Here is a 21,354-nt window from a genome sequence, read left to right on the forward strand (position 1 = left end):
GACGGCTGGTCGGTGGGTGGGGGCGACGGCCGTCGAACGGGGCTTGGACGCAAGCATGACAACCCGACAGGGGGAAGGACAGGGCGCCGCCGGGGATTGGCCAGGTCTCGCCAGTCGCCGGTACGGGTGGTCCGGGTGCGGCGGATGCCCGGTTCGGGCGTTTCGCCCCGCTGGCGGGATCCCGCCAGCGGCCGGCCTTGCCCGGCCCGGCGGCCCTTGCTACGCGGGCCCGGGCGAGGGCATCGGGGGCCCGCGGACGCGCGAGCGCCCGGGGCCTCCCCTCCCAGTGAGGGCCCCGGGCGCTCGCGGGGCCATCAGGCCCCCGGCGGGTCACGTCAGTTGACGTTGACGCCGCTCCACGCGGCCGCCACCGCGTTGTACTCGGCGCTGCCCGCGCCGTAGAGGTCCGCCGCCGCGCTCAGGGTGCCGGTGCGGGCGCCCTTGTAGTTGGTGGTGGAGGTCCAGTAGACGGTCAGGGCGCGGTACCAGATGGCCGCGGCCTTGTCCCGGCCGATGCCGGTGAGGGTGGAGCCGTTGGAGGTCGGGCTGTTGTAGCTGACGCCGTTGATGGTCTTGGCGCCGCTGCCCTCGGCCAGCAGGTAGAAGAAGTGGTTGGCCACACCCGAGGAGTAGTGGACGTCCAGGTTGCCCACGCCGGAGGACCACGAGTCGGCCGAGCCGCCGTCCTTGGAGGGCTTGTCCATGTAGCGCAGCGGGGTGCCGTCGCCGTTGAGGTCGATCTCCTCGCCGATCAGGTAGTCCGGCTTGTCGGTGGCCAGGTTGGCGTAGAACTCGACCATGGTGCCGAAGATGTCCGAGGTGGCCTCGTTGAGACCGCCGGACTCGCCCGAGTAGTTGAGGCCCGCGGTGGCCGAGGTGACGCCGTGGGTCATCTCGTGGCCCGCCACGTCGATCTCGGTCAGCGGGTGGGTGTTGCCGGCGCCGTCACCGTACGACATGCAGAAGCAGGAGTCGCTCCAGAAGGCGTTGACGTAGTTCTTGCCGTAGTGGACCCGGCTGGTGGCGCCGACGCCGTTGTTCTTGATGCCGTTGCGGCCGAAGGTGTTCTTGTAGAAGTCCCAGGTGGCCGCCGCGCCGTACTGCGCGTCCACGGCGGCGGACTGGCCGCTGGAGACGGTGCCGGTGCCCCAGGCGTTGTCGGCGTCGGTGTACAGGGTGCCCGACCCGGAGGTGCGGCCCTTGTAGTCGACGGTGGACTGGCCGCCGCGGGAGGCGTCCTTCAGCTGGTAGGTCGAGCCGCTGAGCGTGGTGGTCAGCGGGACGTTGCCGACGAAGACGCCGTTGCCGGTGCCGGCCGCGGTCTGGACCTGCTCGTGGGTGGAGAGCACCTCGCCGCTGGCGGCGTCGGTGACGAGCAGCTGGCTGCTCGGGGTGCCGTCGGCGCGGACGCCCTCGACGGTCGTGCGGTACGCCAGGCGCGGGTTGCCGTCCGCGGCCCAGACCACCAGCTCGGCGGCGCCGGCCTGGTGGACCTCCTTCAGCGGCGACTCGTCCTTGTCGGCGGTGATGCCGACGGTGGCCTGCACGGCGCCGGAGGCCTGCGCGGCCGCCTTGTCGGCGGGGATCGACGGGGTGAGGCTGGGCACGGAGATGGTCGCGCCGACGGCCTTGTCCACGGCCTTGACCGCACCGTCGGCGGCCTGGTGGACCACCAGGTCGCCGCCGAGGACGGGCAGGCCGGCGAAGGTGCGCTCGAAGCGGAGGTGACGGGTGCCGTTGGCGTCCACCACGGCGTCCTTGGCGACCAGCTTCTCCTGGCCGCCGAGCGCCAGCGCCTTGGCCAGCGGGTCGGCCTGACCCTTCGCCACGGCGAGGACGGCCTCGCGCTGCTGCGACGCCTGGGCCTGGGCCGAGGGGGCGGGGGTCGCCTGGGCGGCGGTGCTCACCTGGATGACGCCGGTGAGGAGTGCGGTGGCGGAGAGTACGGCGCCGGCTGCGAGCTTTCGCTTCACGTACAGGTCCTTCCGGAAAACCGCGTGTGCGCGGTCGCGCCTCGTCCCGGGGTGCCGGGGTTGGCACCTGAGGGGCGGAACGGGCGCTGACGGGCTGCTCCGTGCGGTCGAGCGGCGGGCCACCGGTGAGTGGGGCGGTGGCTGCCGGACGGGGCTGGCCGAAAGCATGACAATCCAACAAGTGAAATGACAGGTCTGGTTCACCAATTGGCCAGGTCTCGCCAGCCCGGCGGATTGTGAACAGAGTGACGAAAGGGGCGAATCACCCCGTCTTTCAGCGGGTTACCGCCCGAACCGAGGCCTGATAGCGGGCCGAACGCCTGGTCGGTGGTCAACGACCCGTGGGGTGCGTGGGGTTGGCTTCCGTTCACATCCCGGCAATGTCCTGGTACGGACCTGGCCGCCCCGCTGGCGGGATCCCGCCACGTGTTGCGCTTGTCCACCATCAGGACGCCTGATAGCGGCGTTCCCGACCGCCGGTACGGTTAGGAGGTGGCCAAGCCCCTCGCACTCGACTTCGACCCGATCGCCCGCGCCGACGAGCTCTGGACCCGTCGTTGGGGCGGAGCCCCCTCGATGGCGGCGATCACCTCGATCATGCGCGCCCACCAGATCCTGCTCTCGCGGGTGGACACGGTGCTCAAGCCGTACGGCCTGACCTTCGCCCGCTACGAGGCGCTGGTGCTGCTCACCTTCAGCCGGACCGGTGAGCTCTCGCTCTCCAAGATCGGCGAGCGGCTGATGGTCCACCCGACCAGCGTGACCAACACCGTCGACCGCCTGGAGCGGGCCGGCCTGGTCGCCCGTCGGCCCAACCCGCTGGACGGCCGGGGGGTGCTCGCCTCGATCACCGGCCGCGGCCGCGAGGTGGTGGAGGAGGCCACCCGGGAGCTGATGGCGATGGAGTTCGGCCTGGAGGAGTACGACGCCGCGCAGTGCCGCCAGGTCTTCGAACTGCTCCGCCCGCTGCGGGTGGCGGCCGGCGACTTCACCGGGCCGGACGCGGCCCCCGCCGGGTAGGGCGCGCCCGTGGCCGGGCAGGGCGCTGCGCGGCGCACCCGTAAGCGGCGGCTACCCTCGTGGGAGCGGTGCGCGGATCGGGGCGTGCCGGCCGATCCCTGCCGAGCGAGGCGATGAAGAGTATGAAGGCGAACCCCCTGCTGGGCTGGTACCGGGCCCTGGCCATTGCGACCGGTGTGGCGCTGCTGGTGTTCTGCGGCTTCATGGTCGCGAAGTACGGCTTCGACACCGCCGAGGACGTCACCACCTACGTCGCGATGCTGCACGGCTACCTGTACATCGGGTACTTCGTGGTCACCTTCCTGCTCGGCCAGAAGCTCAAGTGGCCGCTCGGCCGGATGATCCTGACGCTGGCCGCCGGCTGCATCCCGTTCGCCTCCTTCGTCGCCGAGCGCCGGGTGGTCCGCGAGGCCGCCGAGCAGCTCCCGGCCGGCGGCGCCGCCCGGCAGACCGCCGGCGTCTGACCGCACCGGCCCGTGCGAGCGCCCGTCTCCGATTCCGGGGACGGGCGCTCGGCGTTTCGCCCCGCCCCTGCGGCCCGACCTGCGCGTACCGTCTCCATCGACAAGTACTAGGACGTCCGAGTAAATTAGTAGGACGTCCTAATAGCTGTGCCGCCCCGATGCCGTGGCGGCCGTACGGAGCGGAGTTCTTGGCCATGGACGCCGAGGAGATCGAGCGCGGGCGGCAGCGCTGGCAGCAGCGGTACGACAGCGCCCGCAAGCGGGACGCGGACTTCACCACCCTCTCCGGCGACGAGGTCGAGCCGGTCTACGGCCCGCCCGCCGGGCAGCCCGTCGAGGGCTTCGAGCGGATCGGCTGGCCGGGCGAGTACCCGTACACCCGCGGTCTGCACGCCACCGGCTACCGCGGCCGCACGTGGACCATCCGCCAGTTCGCCGGCTTCGGCAACGCGGAGCAGACCAACGAGCGCTACCGGATGATCCTGGAGGCGGGCGGCGGCGGCCTCTCGGTCGCCTTCGACATGCCGACCCTGATGGGCTACGACTCCGACGACGCCAAGTCGCTCGGCGAGGTCGGCCACTGCGGCGTGGCCATCGACTCGGCCGCCGACATGGAGGTCCTGTTCAAGGGCATCCCGCTCGGCGAGGTCACCACCTCGATGACGATCAGCGGCCCGGCCGTCCCGATCTTCTGCATGTACCTGGTCGCCGCCGAGCGCCAGGGCGTCGACCCGGCGGTGCTCAACGGCACCCTGCAGACGGACATCTTCAAGGAGTACATCGCCCAGAAGGAGTGGCTCTTCGCCCCCGAGCCGCACCTGCGCCTGATCGGCGACCTGATGGCGTACTGCGCCGAGGGCATCCCGGCGTACAAGCCGCTCTCCGTCTCCGGCTACCACATCCGCGAGGCCGGGGCGACGGCCGCGCAGGAGCTGGCGTACACGCTGGCGGACGGCTTCGCCTACGTGGAGCTCGGCCTCTCCCGCGGTCTGGACGTGGACGTCTTCGCGCCCGGCCTCTCCTTCTTCTTCGACGCGCACCTGGACTTCTTCGAGGAGATCGCCAAGTTCCGCGCCGCCCGCCGGATCTGGGCCCGCTGGATGCGCGACCGCTTCGGCGCCAAGACCGACAAGGCGCAGTGGCTGCGGTTCCACACCCAGACCGCGGGCGTCTCGCTGACCGCGCAGCAGCCGTACAACAACGTGGTCCGCACCGCCGTCGAGGCGCTGTCCGCGGTGCTCGGCGGCACCAACTCGCTGCACACCAACGCCCTGGACGAGACGCTCGCGCTGCCGTCCGAGCAGGCCGCCGAGATCGCCCTGCGCACCCAGCAGGTGCTGATGGAGGAGACCGGCGTCACCAACGTCGCGGACCCGCTGGGCGGCTCCTGGTACGTCGAGGCGCTCACCGACCGGATCGAGGAGCAGGCCGAGGCGATCTTCGAGCGGATCCTGGACAAGGGCCGAGAGGACCACGAGATCGGCCCGATCACCTCCGGCATCCTGCGCGGGATCGAGGACGGCTGGTTCACCGGGGAGATCGCCGAGGCGGCCTTCCAGTACCAGCAGTCGGTGGAGAAGGGCGAGAAGCGGGTCGTCGGCGTCAACTGCCACCCGCGCAGCGTCACCCCCGAGCTGGAGATCCTGCGGGTCAGCCACGAGGTCGAGCGCGAGCAGGTGCGCGTGCTGGCCGAGCGGAAGGCCGGCCGGGACGAGGCGGCGGTGCGCGCCGGCCTGGAGGCCATGCTGGCGGCCGCGCGCTCGGGCGAGTCGATGATCCCGCCGATGCTGGACGCGGTGCGGGCCGAGGCCACCCTGGGCGAGATCTGCAACGCCCTGCGCGAGGAGTGGGGGATCTACCGGGAGACGGCCCGCTTCTGAGGCCTTCCCGTCTGAGGCCCTCCCGGCACACGGGAGCCGCCCCGCACGTACCGACGTGCGGGGCGGCTGCGTGCTGTCCGCCGCGGGCCCGGGGCAGGCGCGTGCTCAGCCCGCCAGCAGGCTCGGGAACGGCCCGAGCAGCAGGTTGGTGAAGCGCCGGGTCCAGTCGGCGGTGATCGGCTCGCCGCTGACCAGCACCCGGTGCTCGACCGTCCCGGCGATGGTGTCGAAGATGATGTCGATCTCCTCGCCGGCGGTCACCTCGTCGGCGTCCGGGGCGAGCTCGCCGCGTGCCTGCGCGGCCGCCCGGCCCTGCCGGACGAGCCGCTTCTGCGGGTCGACGATCGCCTCCCGGATCCGCCGCCTCAGCTGACGGTCGCGGGTGCCCTCGGCGAACAGTGCGAGCAGCGCGGCCTGGGTCTCCGGCCGGGCCAGCAGGTCGGCGAACTGGGCGACCACCGCCTCGATGTCGGCCCGCAGGCTGCCGAGGTCGGGCATCACCAGCTCGTCGAAGAGGCTGGCGACGGCGTCCACCACCAGCTCGTTCTTGGACGGCCAGCGGCGGTACAGGGTGGTCTTGGCGACCTTGGCGCGGGTGGCCACGTGGCCCATGGTCAGCCCGCCCCAGCCGAGCTCGGCGAGGGCCTCGCGGGTGGCGTCCAGGATGGCGAGGTCGGCGGCGGCGCTGCGCGGTCTGCCCTTGGCCCGGATGGTGGTGCCGTCGGTGCCCTCCGGGGCCTGTGGGGGGTCTTCCCGGAGGTCCGGGTGCGCCGGGGTCACGGGGGGCTGGGGGGCCGACACCGGGTCTCCTTGCGGTTTACTGGTAAGTAACATGGGTGGGACCGGTAACGGTAGCGACTCCCCGCCGTCCTGGTCAGCCAGGCCGCCCGGGAAAGTGGGGCAGCTCACGTCCCGGGAACGCCGGATGGGGTTGCGACAGGGGGCCTCGGTCCAGTTACGCTACGACTCGTAGCGAAAGCAGTGACGACCAGGCGCCGTGACCCGTGGGACGGGGCGGCGCGGGCGCGGGTGGGGATCCGCGCCGAACGGTTCAGGCTACCGGGGGACGGGCCGTCCGCCCGGGGATCGGGTGCCGCGCAGCCCGCGCGGGGCGACTTTCCCCGAGGTTGGTGCCCGTCGGCGGCGCGGACGGGGGAGGATAGTGCCATGCAGCCACGGAATTCGCGTCTCAACAGCTCCGCCCTGCGCGGTGCGGTCGACCTCGCCGCAGTGAAGGCAGCCGGCGAGGCTGCCCAGAAGGCCGAGCAGGCCCGGGCCGAGCGGGCCCGTCAGGCGGCCGCCGCCGAAGCGTCCGGTGTGGCGGCCCCCCAGGCCCCGTACGAGCTCGTCATCGACGTCACCGAGGACACCTTCGAGACCGAGGTCGTCCAGCGTTCCACCGAAGTGCCGGTGGTCATCGACTTCTGGGCCGAGTGGTGCGGGCCCTGCAAGCAGCTCAGCCCGATCCTGGAGCGCCTGGCCGAGGAGTACGCCGGCCGGATCGTGCTCGCCAAGATCGACGTCGAGGCCAACCAGCTGATCGCGCAGCAGTTCGGCATCCAGGGCATCCCGGCCGTGATGGCCGTGGTGGCCGGCCAGCTGGTGCCGCTGTTCCAGGGCGCCGAGAGCGAGGCCAACGTCCGCAAGGTGCTGGACCAGCTGATCCTGGTCGCCGAGCAGCGCTTCGGCGTGGCCGGCGGCGCCGGCGCGCCGGCCGGGGAGCCGGGCGAGGCCGCGCCGTACGTGCCGGAGGACCCGGCGCTGGCGGCCGCGCACGAGGCGCTCGACCGGGGGGACCTCGGCGGCGCGATCCAGGCCTACCAGAACGTGCTGGCCGACCAGCCGGGCAACACCGAGGCCCGGCTCGGCCTGGCCCAGGCGCAGCTGCTGCGCCGGGTGGAGGGGCTGGACCTGCAGGCCGTCCGGGCCGCGGCCGCGGCGAGCCCGAAGGACGTCGCGATCCAGCTCCAGGCGGCCGACCTGGACCTGGTCGGCGGGCACGTCGAGGACGCCTTCGGGCGTCTGGTGGACACCGTCGGACGGACCTTCGGCGAGGACCGCGACACCGCCCGGCTCCGGCTGCTGGAGCTGTTCGAGGTGATCGGCGCGGACGACCCGAGGGTGACGGCGGCGCGCACCGCGCTGGCCCGCGTCCTGTTCTGAGCCGGTTTCGGGCTTCCGGCCCGGAGCGGACCGGTTTCGGATCACGGTCCGTAACCGCTTCGCCGGTCCGTACTGGCACGGCGGGTGACCTGCGGTGTCGCTGGAGATTTGGCGACAATCCGGTCATCGCGTCAGAGGTTTACCAAATCTTGACAACGCCCGTGGGTGGTCACTTCGCGTGACCACCCACGGGTGTTTCGTTGTTGTTTCCGGCGGATTTCGCCGTCACGATTCCTTCAATTCGTCACTCAGGGTGCACGAGCGGAAATTTTCATGATCGTCGGCACTGGATGTTGGATTACCCGTCAGTAATGAACCCCTTGTGCTTCGCCCGGGATTCAAGCAGCATCGGCGACGCCCGGTCCCAGACTCCACCCCGCCGACAGCCGGTCGGCGCGACGGAGCGAGGGATCCCCACCGGGTGAGCCGTCGGCCCTGGCCGGCGGCAGGGAGGGCAGGGGGGTATCCGCGGTCCCACGGCGGTTCCTGTCCTTCGATCCGGCCGCGCGGCCCGCGCGGTCGCTGGTTGTCGCTCGGGGGTGATCGCCGATGTCGTCGGTCCTGTCCGCCGCCCCGCAAGGGTGGCCGGTGAAGGGACGGGAGTGCCGCTGTGTGCCGGCCGCTCCCGCGTCCGACGACGCCCAAGGCGCTCTCCGCTACCGAGGACGTAGCTCTCTCCCATCCCAGGCCCCCACCGGTGCGGGACGCACCGCCGGGCGCCGGAGATGTACGTCCTAGAAGGAGGACTCGCATGTCCCAGACCTACGGCAAGACCCGCTGGAAGCGCTTCGCCCTCGTGATGGTGCCGGGCATCGCCGCCACCGCCGCGGTCGGCGTCGCGATGGCCAACAACGCGCTGGCGGCTTCGTTCAGCGTCTCCGGCCAGAACTTCAAGGTCACCGCGCAGGAGCTGCACGGCACGAACTTCGCGCAGTTCGGCTCGCTCGACGCCGAGACCAACGGCACGCCGCACCCGGTCGCCGTCTCGGCGTTCGACGACGCCACGATCAAGGGTCTCTGCCAGTCGGTGGTGACCGACCCGAACATCATCCCCGGCCTGCCGTGGAAGCTGCCCAAGATCACCCTGCGCCTCGAGGCCGGCCAGAGCGACGACGTCGCGAAGCAGGTCTCCGCGAAGAACCTGCTGATCGACCTCGACCAGCTGAGCGCGGACGCCACCTTCACCAACATCAACATCGGCCAGGACGCCTCCACCCTGAAGGGCACCGCCACCCAGGGCTGGAAGTCCAAGCTCGGCACCGGCCTGCCCTCGGGCGGCGTCGGCTTCGCCCAGGCTGCCGACAAGGCCGACCTGACCGACGTCAAGCAGACCGCGTGGGCCACCTCGGCCGGCACCTTCAAGCTCCAGGGCCTGAAGCTCCAGCTGCACACCGACGGCGGGCACGAGTGCTACTAGGCCGTTGACCGGCGGCGGGTCCGCGGACCCGCCGCCGACCGCGGCACCCGGGGGGTCGGGGACGGCGAATGCGCCGCCCCCGGCCCTCCCCCTCCCGTTTTTCCCCTCGTTCACACCATCGAGGAGCTGCACCGTGTCCAGCGCCCTTGCCGAGCTGCGGCCCGCCGAGCACGAGAACACCGTCCACTGGGTGCTTCGGGTGTTCCGTCACTTCCGTCGGTCCCGCCCGTTCTGGGGCGGCCTGATGGCCATGATCGCCGGCGTCCCGATCATGTACTTCCCTTACGCCAAGCTGTCGTTGAACGGCATGACGGTCACCATGGCGACGACGGCCGGTGCCGGGTCACTGATCATCGGGATCCTGCTGATCGTGCTGGGCCTGACCGCCTGGTTCCAGCCGGCCGTCCGCTTCTTCGCGGGCGTCGCCACCATGCTGCTGACGCTGGTCTCGATCCCGGTCTCCAACCTGTCCGGCTTCGGCACGGCGCTGCTGCCGGGCCTGATCGGCGGCGGGCTGATGCTCGCCTGGGCGCCGAACCCGCCCGAGGAGGCCGTCGCCACCGCCGAGGCCGTCGCCGCTCCCGCCGCCGCCGAGGCCACTGCCGAGGCCGTCGCCGCCCCCGCCGCCGAGGCCGCCACGGCTCCGCTGCCCGCCGTCCCCGGCCAGGCTCAGCCGCCGGTCCTGGACAAGGCTCCGGCCGCCGACGCCACCCTCCCGCAGCAGGCCGGCGGCCCCGAGGAGGCACGGTGACCTCGCAGGACCAGCAGGGCCGGCCCGTCCTGCCGGAGCAGCGCTCCGGCCGGCACGCGGCACCCCGGACGCCCGTCCGGGTCCGGCTGAGAGGACGCGCGCTGGCGATGGCCGCGGTGCCGACCGCGCTGCTGATGGCCGCCGCCTACACGCCGAACCCGGCGATAGCCGAGCCCGCCGCGGGCAAGCCGTGCGCCTCCGCGCCCGAGTCCGTCCCGGACGTGACGCCGGTGGAGGAGACGCCCGTTCCCAAGAGCGAGCTGACCCCGCCGCCCGGCCCGTCCACGGCGCCCACCGGGGCCGCCACGACCGCGCCCACGACCGCGCCCACGACCGCACCGACCGGTGCGCCGACGGCCGGTGCGCCGACGGCCGCTCCGACGGCGCCCGCCCCGACGACGCCCGCCGCCCCGGCCGCGACGACCGCGCCGGTGAAGCCGACCGGTGCCGCGACCCAGCCGCCCGCCGTCCGCTCCGGCGCCACCGGCGGCCAGGGGGGCGTGGTGCAGGCCGGGCTCATCGACGACCTGATCGGCGGCGTCACCAACCTGATCCACCCGAGTGCTTCGCCGAGCGCCTCGGCGAGCCCGAGCGCCTCGGCCGCGCCGTCGGCCGCCGCCGGCGCCCGTGCGGCCGCGCCGCAGGCCCCGGCCCTGCAGGCCGTCCAGACGCAGCCGGCACAGACCACGGCCGCGCCGCAGGCCCCCGCGCCGGGAGCCACCACGGCCGCGCAGCCCACGGGGACCGCACAGAGCGCGGGGACCGGGCAGACGACGCCCTCCCCGAAGGCGTCCAGCGGCGGCAGGGCGACCCCGAAGGCGACGCCGTCCGCGGGCGCCACCGCGACCCCGTCGGCCACCGGCACGCCGACCGCCAACCCGAACTGCGACGTGGACGCCCGCGGTCTGACCGCCGGGGCGGCCGCGCCCGGGCACGTCGTCCCGGAGCAGAACTGGACGCTGAAGAGCAGCCGCCTCGGCCTGCACGGCGCGGCCTTCCACGGCGTCTACGACGTGCGGACGCCCACCGGCACCAAGCGGGTGCTGAAGTTCGTGGTCAACAGCGTCGACATCGAGAACCTCGACATGTCGACACTGGAGGGCAACGGCAAGACCTTCCACGTCAAGGGCGCCCCGGGCTCGACCTCGACGATGCGCAACGGCCAGGTCACGATGTACGTGGAGCGGCTCTCCGGCCACCTCTCGAAGGTGCTCGGCCTGCCGGTCCCGATCGACCTGGGCGAGATCACCCTCACGCCGGACACCCTGCCGCGCTGGCTCTACGACCTGATCGGTGCGATCCCGATCCCGCTGGACCTGGAGCTCACCGGCGTCACGGCCAAGCAGGCCGGCCAGTTCGGCGGCACGCTCAAGATCCCCGGCATGAAGATGTACAACGACGACGAGCCGTACAGCGACAAGTAGGCGCGCCAGGCCGTGCAGACGCCCGTGGGGCGGCCCCTCCGGTGAGGAGGGACCGCCCCACGGGCGTCTTCCGGCGCGGGCGGTTACTCGCTCCGGGTGCCCAGGTGGTGCACCTGGACCATGTTGGTGTTGCCGGGGACGCCGGGCGGGGAGCCGGCGGTGACGATGACGGTGTCGCCCTCGTTCAGCTCGCCGATGCGCAGCAGCTCGCGGTCGACCTGGGCCACCATCGCGTCGGTGGAGCCGACCTGCTCGGTGACGTGCGCCTCGACGCCCCAGCTCAGCGAGAGCTGGTTGCGGGTGGCGTTGTCCGGGGTGAACGCGATCACCGGGATCGGCGAGCGGTACCGGGAGAGCCGGCGCGCGGTGTCACCGGACTTGGTGAACGCGACCAGCGCCTTGCCGTTGAGGAAGTCGCCCAGCTCGCACGCGGCGCGGGCGATGGAGCCGCCCTGGGTGCGCGGCTTGCGGCCTGGGTTCAGCGGCTGGAGGCCCTGGGAGAGCAGCTCCTCCTCGGCCTTCTCGGCGATCCGGCTCATGGTGCGCACGGTCTCGACCGGGTACTTGCCGACGCTGGACTCGGCGGAGAGCATCACCGCGTCGGTGCCGTCCAGGATGGCGTTGGCGACGTCGGAGACCTCGGCGCGGGTCGGGCGCGAGGCGTGGATCATCGACTCCATCATCTGGGTGGCGACGATGACCGGCTTCGCGTTGCGGCGGGCCAGGGTGATCAGCTGCTTCTGGACCAGCGGCACCCGCTCCAGCGGGTACTCGACGGCCAGGTCGCCACGGGCCACCATGATGGCGTCGAAGGCGAGGACGATCTCCTCCATGGCCTCGACGGCCTGCGGCTTCTCGATCTTGGCGATGACCGGCACGCGGATGCCGACCTCGTCCATGACCGCGTGGACGTCCTTGATGTCGGCCGCGTTGCGGACGAAGGAGAGGGCGACCATGTCGACGCCCAGGGCCAGCGCGAAGCGCAGGTCGTCCTTGTCCTTCTCGGACAGGGCGGGCACGTTCACGGCCGCGCCGGGGAGGTTGATGCCCTTGTTGTTCGAGAGCACGCCGCCCTCGACGACGACGGTCTTCACGCGGGGGCCGTCGACGCTGACGACCTCCAGGGCGATGACGCCGTCGTTGATCAGGATCGGGTCGCCGGGCTTGACGTCGCCGGGCAGGCCCTTGTAGGTGGTGCCGCAGATGTGCTGGTCACCGGGGACGTCCTCGGTGGTGATGGTGAACTCGTCGCCGTTGTCGACGGTCACCGGACCGTTGGCGAAGGTCGCCAGACGGATCTTGGGACCCTGGAGGTCGGCCAGGACGCCGATGGCCTTGCCGGTGTCCTCCGAGACCTGGCGGACCTTGCGGTACCGCTCCTCGTGGTCCGCGTGGGTGCCGTGGCTCATGTTCAGTCGGGCGACGTTCATGCCCGCCTCGACGATGGCCTTCAGCTGTTCGTAGGAGTCCGTCGCGGGACCCAGGGTGCAGACAATTTTCGCTCGGCGCATATGGATCAGTCTATCCGTTCGTGTTATAGGTGCATTCGGCACGAATCGAGAGGAATCGCCGACGAAGGATTCCGAGGGGCGAGACGACGGTGCGTCACTGCCCGGACTTCACCGGCCGGACTGCTGGTGCACCAGGGCGAAGGCCTGTCGCGCGATCTCCAGTTCCTCGTCGGTGGGCACCACGGCGACCGCCACCCGGGAGTAGGCGGGGGAGACGATCCGGGCCTCGCCGGAGCGCACCGAGTTCAGCTCGGGGTCCACCGCGATGCCCAGCGCCTCCAGTCCGGCCGTGGCCGCCGCCCGCACCGGCGCCGCGTTCTCGCCGACACCCGCCGTGAAGGCGATCGCGTCCACCCGGCCCAGGATCGCGTAGTAGCCGCCGATGTACTTGCGCAGCCGGTGGACGTAGGCGTCGAAGGCCAGCCGGGCGTCGGCGTCGCCCTCCTCCGCCCGGCGCATGATCTCGCGCATGTCGTTGTCGCCGCACAGGCCCAGCAGGCCGCTGCGGCGGTTGAGCAGGTCGTCGATCTCGTCGACGGAGAGCCCGCCCACCCGGTGCAGGTGGAACACCACGCCCGCGTCGATGTCACCCGAACGAGTGCCCATGACCAGGCCCTCCAGCGGGGTGAGGCCCATCGAGGTGTCCACGCACCGGCCGCCGGCCACCGCGGAGGCCGAGGCGCCGTTGCCCAGGTGCAGCACGATCACGTTGACCTCGGCCGGGTCCTTGCCGAGCAGCCGGGCGGTGGCCCGCGAGACGTACTGGTGCGAGGTGCCGTGGAAGCCGTAGCGGCGCACCCGGTGCTCGTCCGCGACCGCCTTGTCCACCGCGTACCGGGCCGCGTGCTCGGGCATCGAGGCGTGGAAGGCGGTGTCGAAGACGGCCACCTGCGGCAGGTCCGGGCGCAGCGCGCGGGCCACCTCGATGCCGGTGATGTTGGCCGGGTTGTGCAGCGGGGCGACGGGGATCAGGCGGCGGATCTCCCGGAGCACCTCGTCGGTGATCACGGTCGGCTCGGTGAACCGCAGGCCGCCGTGGACCACCCGGTGGCCGATCGCGGCCAGCTCGGGGGAGTCCAGCCCGACGCCGTCGGCGGCCAGCTCCTCGGCGACGGCCTTCAGGGCGGCGGAGTGGTCGGCGAAGACCTGGACGGCCTCCCGCCGCTCCCCGCCGCGCGGCGTGTGCAGCAGCCGGCCGCCGGCCTCGCCGATCCGCTCGACCAGCCCGGAGGCCAGGCGGGTGCCGTCGAGCATGTCGATCAGCTGGTACTTCACCGAGGACGAGCCGGCGTTCAGGACCAGGACCCGCGTACCTTCGCTCATGCCTGCACTCCTTCGGCGCGCTCCTGGGACTGGATGGCGGTGATCGCGACCGTGTTGACGATGTCCTCGACCAGCGCGCCGCGCGACAGGTCGTTGACGGGCTTGCGCAGGCCCTGGAGGACCGGGCCGACCGCCACCGCGCCGGCCGAGCGCTGGACCGCCTTGTAGGTGTTGTTGCCGGTGTTGAGGTCCGGAAAGATCAGCACGGTGGCCCGGCCGGCCACCGGCGAGCCGGGCAGCTTGGCGGCCGCCACGTGGGCGTCCACCGCCGCGTCGTACTGGATCGGGCCCTCGACCAGGATGTCGGGGCGCAGCTCGCGGACGATCTCGGTGGCCTTGCGGACCTTGTCGACGTCGGCGCCGGAGCCCGAGGTGCCGGTCGAGTAGGAGAGCATCGCGACCCGCGGCTCGACGCCGAACTGGGCGGCGGTGGCGGCGGACTGGATGGCGATGTCGGCGAGCTGCCGGGCGTCCGGGTCGGGGTTGACGGCGCAGTCGCCGTAGACCAGCACCCGGTCGGCGAGGCACATGAAGAAGACGCTCGACACGATGGCCGCGCCCGGCGAGGTCTTGATCACCTCGAAGGCGGGCCGGATGGTGGCGGCGGTGGAGTGCTGCGCGCCCGAGACCATTCCGTCGGCGATGCCCTCCTGGACCATCAGGGTGCCGAAGTAGCTGACGTCGGTCACCACGTCCAGCGCCCGCTCGACGGTCATCCCCTTGTGCGCGCGCAGGCGGGCGTACAGCTCGGCGAACTGGCGGCGCAGCGGGCTGGTGGCCGGGTCGACGATCCGGACCTGGGCGCGGTCGGCGTCCGGCTCCTCCGCGGGCAGGCCGATGCCGAGCGCGGCGGCCTTGCGGCGTACGGCGTCCGCGTCCCCGAGCAGGGTGAGGTCGCAGATGTTGCGGCGGAGCAGGATCTCGGCGGCGCGCAGCACCCGTTCCTCGGTGCCCTCGGGCAGGACGACGTGCCGGCGCGACGAGCGGGCCCGTTCCAGCAGCTCGTGCTCGAACATCATCGGGGTCACCCGCTCGGACCGGCCGACCTCGATCCGGGTGGTCAACTCGGCGGTGTCCACGTGCAGTTCGAAGAGCCCGAGGGCTATCTCGGCCTTCCGGGGGCTGGCCGAGGAGAGCTTGCCCTCCAGATGGGTGAGGGTGGCGGCGGTGGGCCAGCTGCCCTCGGGGACGACCGCGACCGGCGTGCCCGGGGCGAGCCGGGCGGCCAGCGCCATCACGTTCGGGCCGGGGTGCTGGCCGAGTGTCAGCAGGACGCCGGCGATCGGCGGGGCGCCGGCGGCGTGCGCGGCCAGCGAGCCGATCACCAGGTCGGCCCGGTCCCCGGGGGTGACGACGAGGGCGCCCTCGGTCAGCGCGTCGAGGAAGGTCGGCAGCATGGCGCCGCCGAAGACGAAGCCGCGGACGTCCCGGGCCAGGCCGGCCGCGTCGCCGATCAGCACCTCGGCCCCGGTCGCCTCGACCAGCTGGGCGACGGTCGGCGCGGCCAGCGCCGGCTCCTCGGGGATCACGTACGCGGGGACCGGCAGCTTCTCGGTGAGCGTGCGCTGGATCCGCTGCTTGGCGCCGGGGGCGACCCGGTTGGTGATCATCGCCAGGGTCGCGCAGCCGAGGTCGGTGTACGCGCGGTGGGCGTTGCGGACCTCGGCGATCACGGCCTGGGCGTCCTCGGCGTGCCCGCCGACCACGGGGAGGACGGCGGCGCCGAACTCGTTGGCGAGCCGGGCGTTGAAGGCCAGCTCGTCCGGGATGTTGGTGTCCGCGAAGTCGGTGCCGAGCACCAGGACCGCCTGGCAGCGCCGCTCCACCGCGCGGAACCGGTCGACCAGGACGGAGACCAGCTCGTCCTGCCCCTGGGCGGCCTGGAGGGCGGCGGCCTCCTCGTAGGTGAGGCCGTACAGTTCGGCGGGCCCGAGGTCCAGCCGGTAGCGGGTGCGGAGCAGCTCGACCACGTGGTCCGAGCCCGCTTCGCCGGGCGCGTGCGCGTGCACCAGCGGGCGGAACACCCCGACCCGGTCCACCTGGCGGGTGAGCAGTTCCATGACCCCGAGTTCGACCGCCTGCCGGCCGTCGCCCCGGTTGATCCCGGTCACGTACACGCTGCGCGCCACGTGGCTCTCTCCGTCCCGTCGTCTCAGAGGATGGTCATATCGACCATACCTTCGCACCGCGAATGCCCGTCCGCGAGCAGGAGGGCCCCGTCGGTGCAAGGGACGAAGGTCACTCCGGGAGGGTCGGGAGGTCAGGGTCGGGTGTCCGTGTTGGTCAGCTCCGAACCGGCCAGTTCCACCGACACCCCGAGGGGGTTCTCGCTGATCCAGACCTCCGACAGCCGCGTGTCCACCAGCCAGCCGTGCCGGCGCAGAAGGGTGTTGCCGGGCCCGGGGCGCCAGCCGTCGGTGGCGAGGTGCTTGCGCAGGCGGTCGGCCACTTCGCCGGGCGGCAGGCCGGTGGTGCTGACGATCGTGAGAGTGCGGGAGCAGAAGTTGGAGCCGCAGTAGCCGTCGGTGCTCTGCGCGGTCAGTCCGGGCGGCATCGACACTTCCTCGGCACTCGGCAGGAAGGCCTCGTAGGAGAGGAGGGGGCCGAAGACGAAGCAGATGACGGTACCGATCAGGGTATGGGCGCAGATCGCGACGGCCGCCCCGCCGGTGGGGTCGAAGGACTCCCCCTTCGGCCGGGGGCCCCGCAGTCGCCGCTCGACCAGCACGCCCACCAGGATCACCAGGCCGGCCGCGAACGGGTACCCGGCCTCGATCTCGGTCGTGGCGCGGGTGAAGTACCAGTCGCACTCCAGGCCGACCAGGACCATCGCCAGGCCCGCCAGGACGGCGAACACCGCCACTGCGACCACCCGGGTGCGCATCACCACCGCCCAGCAGACCAGTGGCAGCAGGAGGTAGACCCACCCCAGAAGCATCAACACGTGCCAGGCCCCCGCCTGCTGACGATCGATCTCAGGCGGCGAGCCTAGGGGCGGGCCGCGGCCGGACGCAATGGTCCGGCCGCGGCCGATCCGCCGCGGTGCCGGTCGGGCCGGTCGGGTCGGTCAGGCCGGGCGGAGCCAGAGGGTGGCGAGCGGGGGGAGGACCAGCTCGGCGCTGCGCGGCTGGCCGTTCCACTGGACGGGCTCGGCCTTCACGGGGCGGGAGTTGCCGATGCCGGCGCCGCCGTAGGTCTCGGCGTCGGTGTTCAGCACCTCCTCCCAGAGCTGTTCGCGGCCGTCGAGGGCGGGCAGGCCGACCCGGTGGCCGTGGCGGACGACGGGGGAGAAGTTGCAGACGGCGACCAGCGGGGTGCCGTCGGCGGCGTACCGGACGAAGGAGAGCAGGTTGTCCTCGGCGGCGCCGCCGTCGAGCCAGCGGAAGCCGTCCGGGGTGGTGTCCTGCTCCCAGAGGGCGGGGGCGTCGAGGTACTGCCGGTTGAGGTCGCGCACGAGGCGGCGCACGCCGAGGTGGTCGCCGGCCGCCGGCCACTGCTCGTCGAGCACCCACCACTGCGGGCCGCTCTCGTGGTCCCACTCCGCGCCCTGGGCGAACTCCTGCCCCATGAAGAGGAGTTGCTTGCCTGGGTGGGCCCACATGAAGCCGAGGTAGGCGCGGTGGTTGGCGCGCTGCTGCCACCAGTCGCCGGGCATCTTGGCGACCAGCGCCTGCTTGCCGTGCACCACCTCGTCGTGCGAGATCGGCAGGACGTAGTTCTCCGAGTACGCGTACACCATCGAGAAGGTGATCTCGTTGTGGTGGTACTTGCGGTGCACCGGCTCCTTGGACATGTAGACCAGCGAGTCGTGCATCCAGCCCATGTTCCACTTCAGCCCGAAGCCGAGGCCGCCGCTGTCGGTGGGCCGGGTGACGCCGTCCCAGGCGGTGGACTCCTCGGCGATGGTGACCACGCCGGGGCAGCGGCGGTACACGGTGGCGTTCATCTCCTGGAGGAACGCGGCGGCGTCCAGGTTCTCCCGGCCGCCGTACCGGTTGGGCGTCCAGTCGCCGCCCTCGCGCGAGTAGTCGAGGTAGAGCATCGAGGCGACGGCGTCCACCCGCAGGCCGTCGATGTGGAACTCCTCGCACCAGTACACCGCGTTGGCGACCAGGAAGTTGCGCACCTCGGTGCGCCCGTAGTCGAACTCCAGGGTGCCCCAGTCGGGGTGTTCGGCGCGCAGCGGGTCGGCGGGCTCGTACAGCGGCTCGCCGTCGAAGCGGGCGAGCGCGAAGTCGTCCTTGGGGAAGTGCGCGGGCACCCAGTCGACGATCACGCCGATGCCGTGCCGGTGCAGGGTGTCGACCAGGTACCGGAAGTCGTCGGGGCTGCCGAGCCGGGCGGTGGGGGCGTAGTAGCCGGAGACCTGGTAGCCCCAGGAGCCGCCGAAGGGGTGCTCCATGACCGGCATGAACTCCACGTGGGTGAAGTTCAACCCCTTGAGGTAGCCGGGGAGTTCCTCGGCGATCGCGCGGTAGGAGGTGAGGTCGGGCCGCCAGGACGGCAGGTGCAGCTCGTACACCGACATCGGTGCCCGGTGGTGCGAGGTGCGGGCCCGGCGGGCCATCCACTCGTCGTCCTCCCAGCGGTACGAGGAGGAGGTGACCACCGAGGCGGTGCCGGGCGGGCACTGGGCGGCCCGGGCCAGCGGGTCGGCCTTGTCGAGCACCCAGCCCTGCCGGGTGTGGATCTCGTACTTGTACTGGGTGCCCTCGGCCAGGCCCGGGACGAACAGCTCCCAGATGCCGGACGAGCCGAGCGAGCGCATCGGGTGGCCGGTGCCGTCCCAGTGGTTGAAGTCGCCGATCAGCCGGACGCCGGCCGCGTTGGGCGCCCAGACCGCGAAGGCGGTGCCGCTCACCCCGTCGACGGTGCGCACGTGGGAGCCGAGCGCCTGCCAGAGCTGCTCGTGCCGCCCCTCGGAGATCAGGTGGAGGTCCAGCTCACCGAGGGTGGGCGGGGTGCGGTAGCCGTCGTACTGGGCGACCGGTTCGCCGCCGGCGTACGTCACCAGCAGCCGGTAGTCGGCCGGGCCGCTCTGGTAGAGCTCGGCGCCGGCCAGCAGGCCGGTGAACAGGCCGCCCTGCTGGTGGGTGAGTTCGGCGGGGCCGTGCGCGGTCTCCACCACGACCCGCTCGGCGAACGGGCGCAGCACCCGGATCGCGGTGCCGCCGTGCACCGGGTGGGCGCCGAGGAGGGCGTGCGGGTCGTGGTGCTGCCCGCCGACGAGCCGGTCCACCTCGGACGGCGGCAGCGGCGCCTCGGGCAGCCGCAGGACGCCGCCGGGCACCCCGCCGGGCTCGCCGCCCGGGGCGGGGGCGGGTTGCGCCGCCGTACGCGGCGCGGCCCGTCGGGGCGACGCGGGCTCGCGCCGGGGGGAGTCCGCGTCCGCGAGGAAGGTGGCGGGCACGGTGCGGGTGGTGCGGCCGGGCGGGTCGAGCGGCGTCACGGCTGGTCCTCCTGCGGATTCGGGGTGGCCGCGGATCGTCGGCGGCGGGGTGGGTCCGCTCCGGGGCGGGAGCGGGGCAGGGCGGGAGCGGGGCGGGCGGGGCGGAGCAGGGTGGAGCGGGTCGGACGAGGAGTGGCGGGCGGGGCCCGCCGGGGGACGGGCCGGAGGGGGGATCGAGGAGCGCGAGCCGGGGAGCAGGGGAGCAGGGGGGACAGGCGGAGGACGGGGTCAGACGGTGAGCGCGAGCCGGTTGATCGCGGCCAGCGGGATCGGCAGCCAGCCGGGCCGGTGCCGGGCCTCGTACACCACCTCGTAGACCGCCTTGTCGATCTCCAGCGCGCGCATCAGCTCCGGCGAGGCCGCCGGGTCGGTGCCGCCGCCGGCGGTGTAGCCGGCGCAGAAGGCGGTGCGGTTGCGCTGCGCCCAGGCGGCGGCCAGGTGGGCCAGCTCCGGGTCGTGCGGGCCGCCGGCCAGCAGGTGGGCGGCGGCGTAGTCGAAGGAGCGGAGCATCGCGGCGACGTCCCGCAGCGCGGTCTGCGGTTCGCGCCGTTCGGCGACGGACTTGGCCGGCTCGCCCTCGAAGTCCAGCAGCACCCAGCCGTGCGGGGTGCGCATGGCCTGGCCGAGGTGCAGGTCGCCGTGGATCCGCTGGACCGGCATGCCGTCCGGGTGGGCGTCGGCGAGCTGCTGGAAGGCGGTGCGCAGCGCGGCCCGGTAGCGCATCAGCCCGGGGACGACGGCCACCGCGCTGTCGAGCCGGTCGGCCATCGCGGTGGCCAGCTGCCGGGTCTGGGTGCGGTCCAGCCGGGCGACCGGCATCGAGCGGGCCAGGACCCGGTGCACCTCGGCGGTGGCCCGGCCGAGCCGGTGGGCCTCGATGGCGAAGTTGCCGGGCGACGGGTCGCCCTTGAGCCGGCCGACCTGGTCGAGCGCCAGCTCCCAGCCGTCCTCGGCCTCCGGCAGGTAGCGCTGGAGCAGTCCGAGGGTGGCCGGCTCGGCGCGCTCCAGCCGGCTCTCGAACCAGGCCGCGACCCGGGGGATCCGGGTGGAGCCGGCGCGGGAGAGCGCCAGGGAGAGCTCCAGGTCGGGGTTGGTGCCGGGGTGGATGCGGCGGAAGAGCTTGAGGATGTACGAGGTGCCGTAGATGACCGAGCTGTTGGACTGTTCGGCGGTGGAGGCGCGCCCGGGAAGGTTGGCGGGGAGCCCGGAGCCGGGGGTGCGGCGGAACGACAGGGAGCCGAACCGGTCGCCGGTGGCCAGGTGCTCCAGCAGCCGCCCGGTGAGCTCGGGGTCGTGCACCGCGTCGTAGAGCGCCGCGCCGTCGTACGGGCCCTGGGTGAGCCGGCCGAGGACCGCGGTGGGCTCGATGCCGGCGGGCCCCTGGGAGCGGATGCCGAGCAGCAGTTGGTAGATGTCCCCGTGCGGCGCGCCGGCGGTGGTGGCGTGTTCGACCCGCAGCAGCAGGTGGAGCAGGGCGGGGTCGCCGACCTGGAGCGGGGTGCCGACCACCGGGGTGAGGCCGGTGATGGGCCGCCCCTTGCCGGCGTACCAGCGCTGGGTGGGGAGCCACTCGGCGATGAGCGGCAGGGCCGCCTGGACGAGTTCGCTGACCCCCAGAGCGGTTCTCCGGGCCCCGGCACCGCGGGTGCCCACCGGCACGGGGCCGGCGGGGGTGTCGCGGTGCACGTGGGCTTGAGAACGGGAGGTTTCGGACATGACTCCCTTTCCCCGGAAGCGGGCGGGTGCCCGACGGGTCTGGCCGGGTCCGTCAGTCTTCCGGATTTCGGCGGCGCGGCGGCGACGGCACGCGAGCGGTGCTCAGGTGTCACGCCTTCGTGTGGGTGGCCGTTGGGCTGTTCTCCGTACGCGGTGGTGCAGAGACCTCCGGGGGCGCGTGGGGTTCAACTCGCGCCCCCGGAGGGTTTGGTGGTGCGGGTGGCGCCGGAGCACCCGGGTACGGGGGCGGCGCCTGATGGATC

The 21,354-nt window shown here is 72.8% G+C and carries 15 protein-coding genes; 7 read left to right on the forward strand and 8 right to left on the reverse strand.

Features of this window, described 5'->3' with window-relative positions; all coding sequences use genetic code 11:
- Positions 1-335: 335 nt before the first annotated feature.
- On the reverse strand, positions 336-1,973 hold the full coding sequence (locus ACFC1F_RS02070; RefSeq protein WP_376154992.1) for a M4 family metallopeptidase: 1,638 nt from the start codon (positions 1,971-1,973) through the stop codon (positions 336-338).
- A 492-nt stretch (positions 1,974-2,465) separates the two neighbouring features.
- Here ACFC1F_RS02070 and ACFC1F_RS02075 point away from each other — a divergent pair, with 492 nt between their 5' ends.
- The 3 genes from ACFC1F_RS02075 (at position 2,466) to ACFC1F_RS02085 (ending at position 5,337) form a co-directional block, all read left to right on the forward strand.
- On the forward strand, positions 2,466-2,993 hold the full coding sequence (locus ACFC1F_RS02075; protein WP_209411317.1) for a MarR family winged helix-turn-helix transcriptional regulator: 528 nt from the start codon (positions 2,466-2,468) through the stop codon (positions 2,991-2,993).
- 122 nt (positions 2,994-3,115) lie between these two features.
- A complete protein-coding gene (locus ACFC1F_RS02080; RefSeq protein ID WP_376154994.1) occupies positions 3,116-3,457 on the forward strand; it encodes a DUF3817 domain-containing protein in 342 nt (113 codons plus the stop codon).
- Between the two features lie 194 nt (positions 3,458-3,651).
- Positions 3,652-5,337, forward strand: coding sequence for a methylmalonyl-CoA mutase (locus ACFC1F_RS02085; protein ID WP_209411320.1), 1,686 nt, complete (start codon positions 3,652-3,654; stop codon positions 5,335-5,337).
- Positions 5,338-5,442: 105 nt separating this feature from the next.
- Here ACFC1F_RS02085 and ACFC1F_RS02090 read toward each other — a convergent pair whose 3' ends face one another.
- On the reverse strand, positions 5,443-6,048 hold the full coding sequence (locus ACFC1F_RS02090) for a TetR/AcrR family transcriptional regulator (RefSeq protein ID WP_376155040.1): 606 nt from the start codon (positions 6,046-6,048) through the stop codon (positions 5,443-5,445).
- A 456-nt stretch (positions 6,049-6,504) separates the two neighbouring features.
- On the opposite strand from ACFC1F_RS02090, the gene ACFC1F_RS02095 reads away from it, so the two are divergent.
- The 4 genes from ACFC1F_RS02095 to ACFC1F_RS02110 all read left to right on the forward strand — a co-directional run bounded on the left by ACFC1F_RS02095 (position 6,505) and on the right by ACFC1F_RS02110 (position 11,092).
- Positions 6,505-7,500 (forward strand): tetratricopeptide repeat protein, encoded by a 996-nt coding sequence (locus ACFC1F_RS02095; RefSeq protein WP_209411323.1) that lies wholly within the window; start codon positions 6,505-6,507, stop codon positions 7,498-7,500.
- 751 nt (positions 7,501-8,251) lie between these two features.
- Positions 8,252-8,917: a DUF6230 family protein gene (locus ACFC1F_RS02100; protein ID WP_209411325.1), complete on the forward strand. Its 666-nt coding sequence runs from the start codon at positions 8,252-8,254 to the stop codon at positions 8,915-8,917.
- 133 nt (positions 8,918-9,050) lie between these two features.
- A complete protein-coding gene (locus ACFC1F_RS02105) occupies positions 9,051-9,668 on the forward strand; it encodes a DUF6114 domain-containing protein (protein ID WP_376154997.1) in 618 nt (205 codons plus the stop codon).
- Positions 9,665-11,092 (forward strand): hypothetical protein, encoded by a 1,428-nt coding sequence (locus tag ACFC1F_RS02110; protein ID WP_376154998.1) that lies wholly within the window; start codon positions 9,665-9,667, stop codon positions 11,090-11,092. Before ACFC1F_RS02105 ends, ACFC1F_RS02110 begins: the two co-directional genes overlap by 4 nt.
- Positions 11,093-11,175: 83 nt before the next feature.
- Here the strand turns inward: ACFC1F_RS02110 and pyk are convergent, their stop codons facing one another.
- The 6 genes from pyk to ACFC1F_RS02140 form a co-directional block, all read right to left on the reverse strand.
- The gene (pyk, locus tag ACFC1F_RS02115) at positions 11,176-12,603 is read right to left on the reverse strand and encodes a pyruvate kinase (RefSeq protein WP_209411329.1); all 1,428 of its coding nucleotides are present in this window, start codon (positions 12,601-12,603) and stop codon (positions 11,176-11,178) included.
- Positions 12,604-12,711: 108 nt separating this feature from the next.
- On the reverse strand, positions 12,712-13,926 hold the full coding sequence (locus tag ACFC1F_RS02120) for an acetate kinase (protein ID WP_376155000.1): 1,215 nt from the start codon (positions 13,924-13,926) through the stop codon (positions 12,712-12,714).
- Positions 13,923-16,055 carry a phosphate acetyltransferase gene (gene pta, locus ACFC1F_RS02125; RefSeq protein WP_376155002.1) on the reverse strand — a complete coding sequence of 711 codons (2,133 nt, stop codon included), beginning with the start codon at positions 16,053-16,055 and terminating at the stop codon, positions 13,923-13,925. The genes ACFC1F_RS02120 and pta overlap by 4 nt, the downstream gene beginning before the upstream one ends.
- Positions 16,056-16,186: 131 nt before the next feature.
- Positions 16,187-16,864, reverse strand: coding sequence for a hypothetical protein (locus ACFC1F_RS02130; protein WP_376155004.1), 678 nt, complete (start codon positions 16,862-16,864; stop codon positions 16,187-16,189).
- A 129-nt stretch (positions 16,865-16,993) separates the two neighbouring features.
- On the reverse strand, positions 16,994-19,549 hold the full coding sequence (glgB, locus tag ACFC1F_RS02135) for a 1,4-alpha-glucan branching enzyme (RefSeq protein WP_376155041.1): 2,556 nt from the start codon (positions 19,547-19,549) through the stop codon (positions 16,994-16,996).
- Between the two features lie 54 nt (positions 19,550-19,603).
- Positions 19,604-21,091 (reverse strand): phosphotransferase, encoded by a 1,488-nt coding sequence (locus tag ACFC1F_RS02140; RefSeq protein WP_209411335.1) that lies wholly within the window; start codon positions 21,089-21,091, stop codon positions 19,604-19,606.
- Positions 21,092-21,354 lie beyond the last annotated feature (263 nt).

This window comes from Kitasatospora sp. NPDC056181, from assembly GCF_042266225.1.
Taxonomy (GTDB): Bacteria; Actinomycetota; Actinomycetes; order Streptomycetales; family Streptomycetaceae; genus Kitasatospora.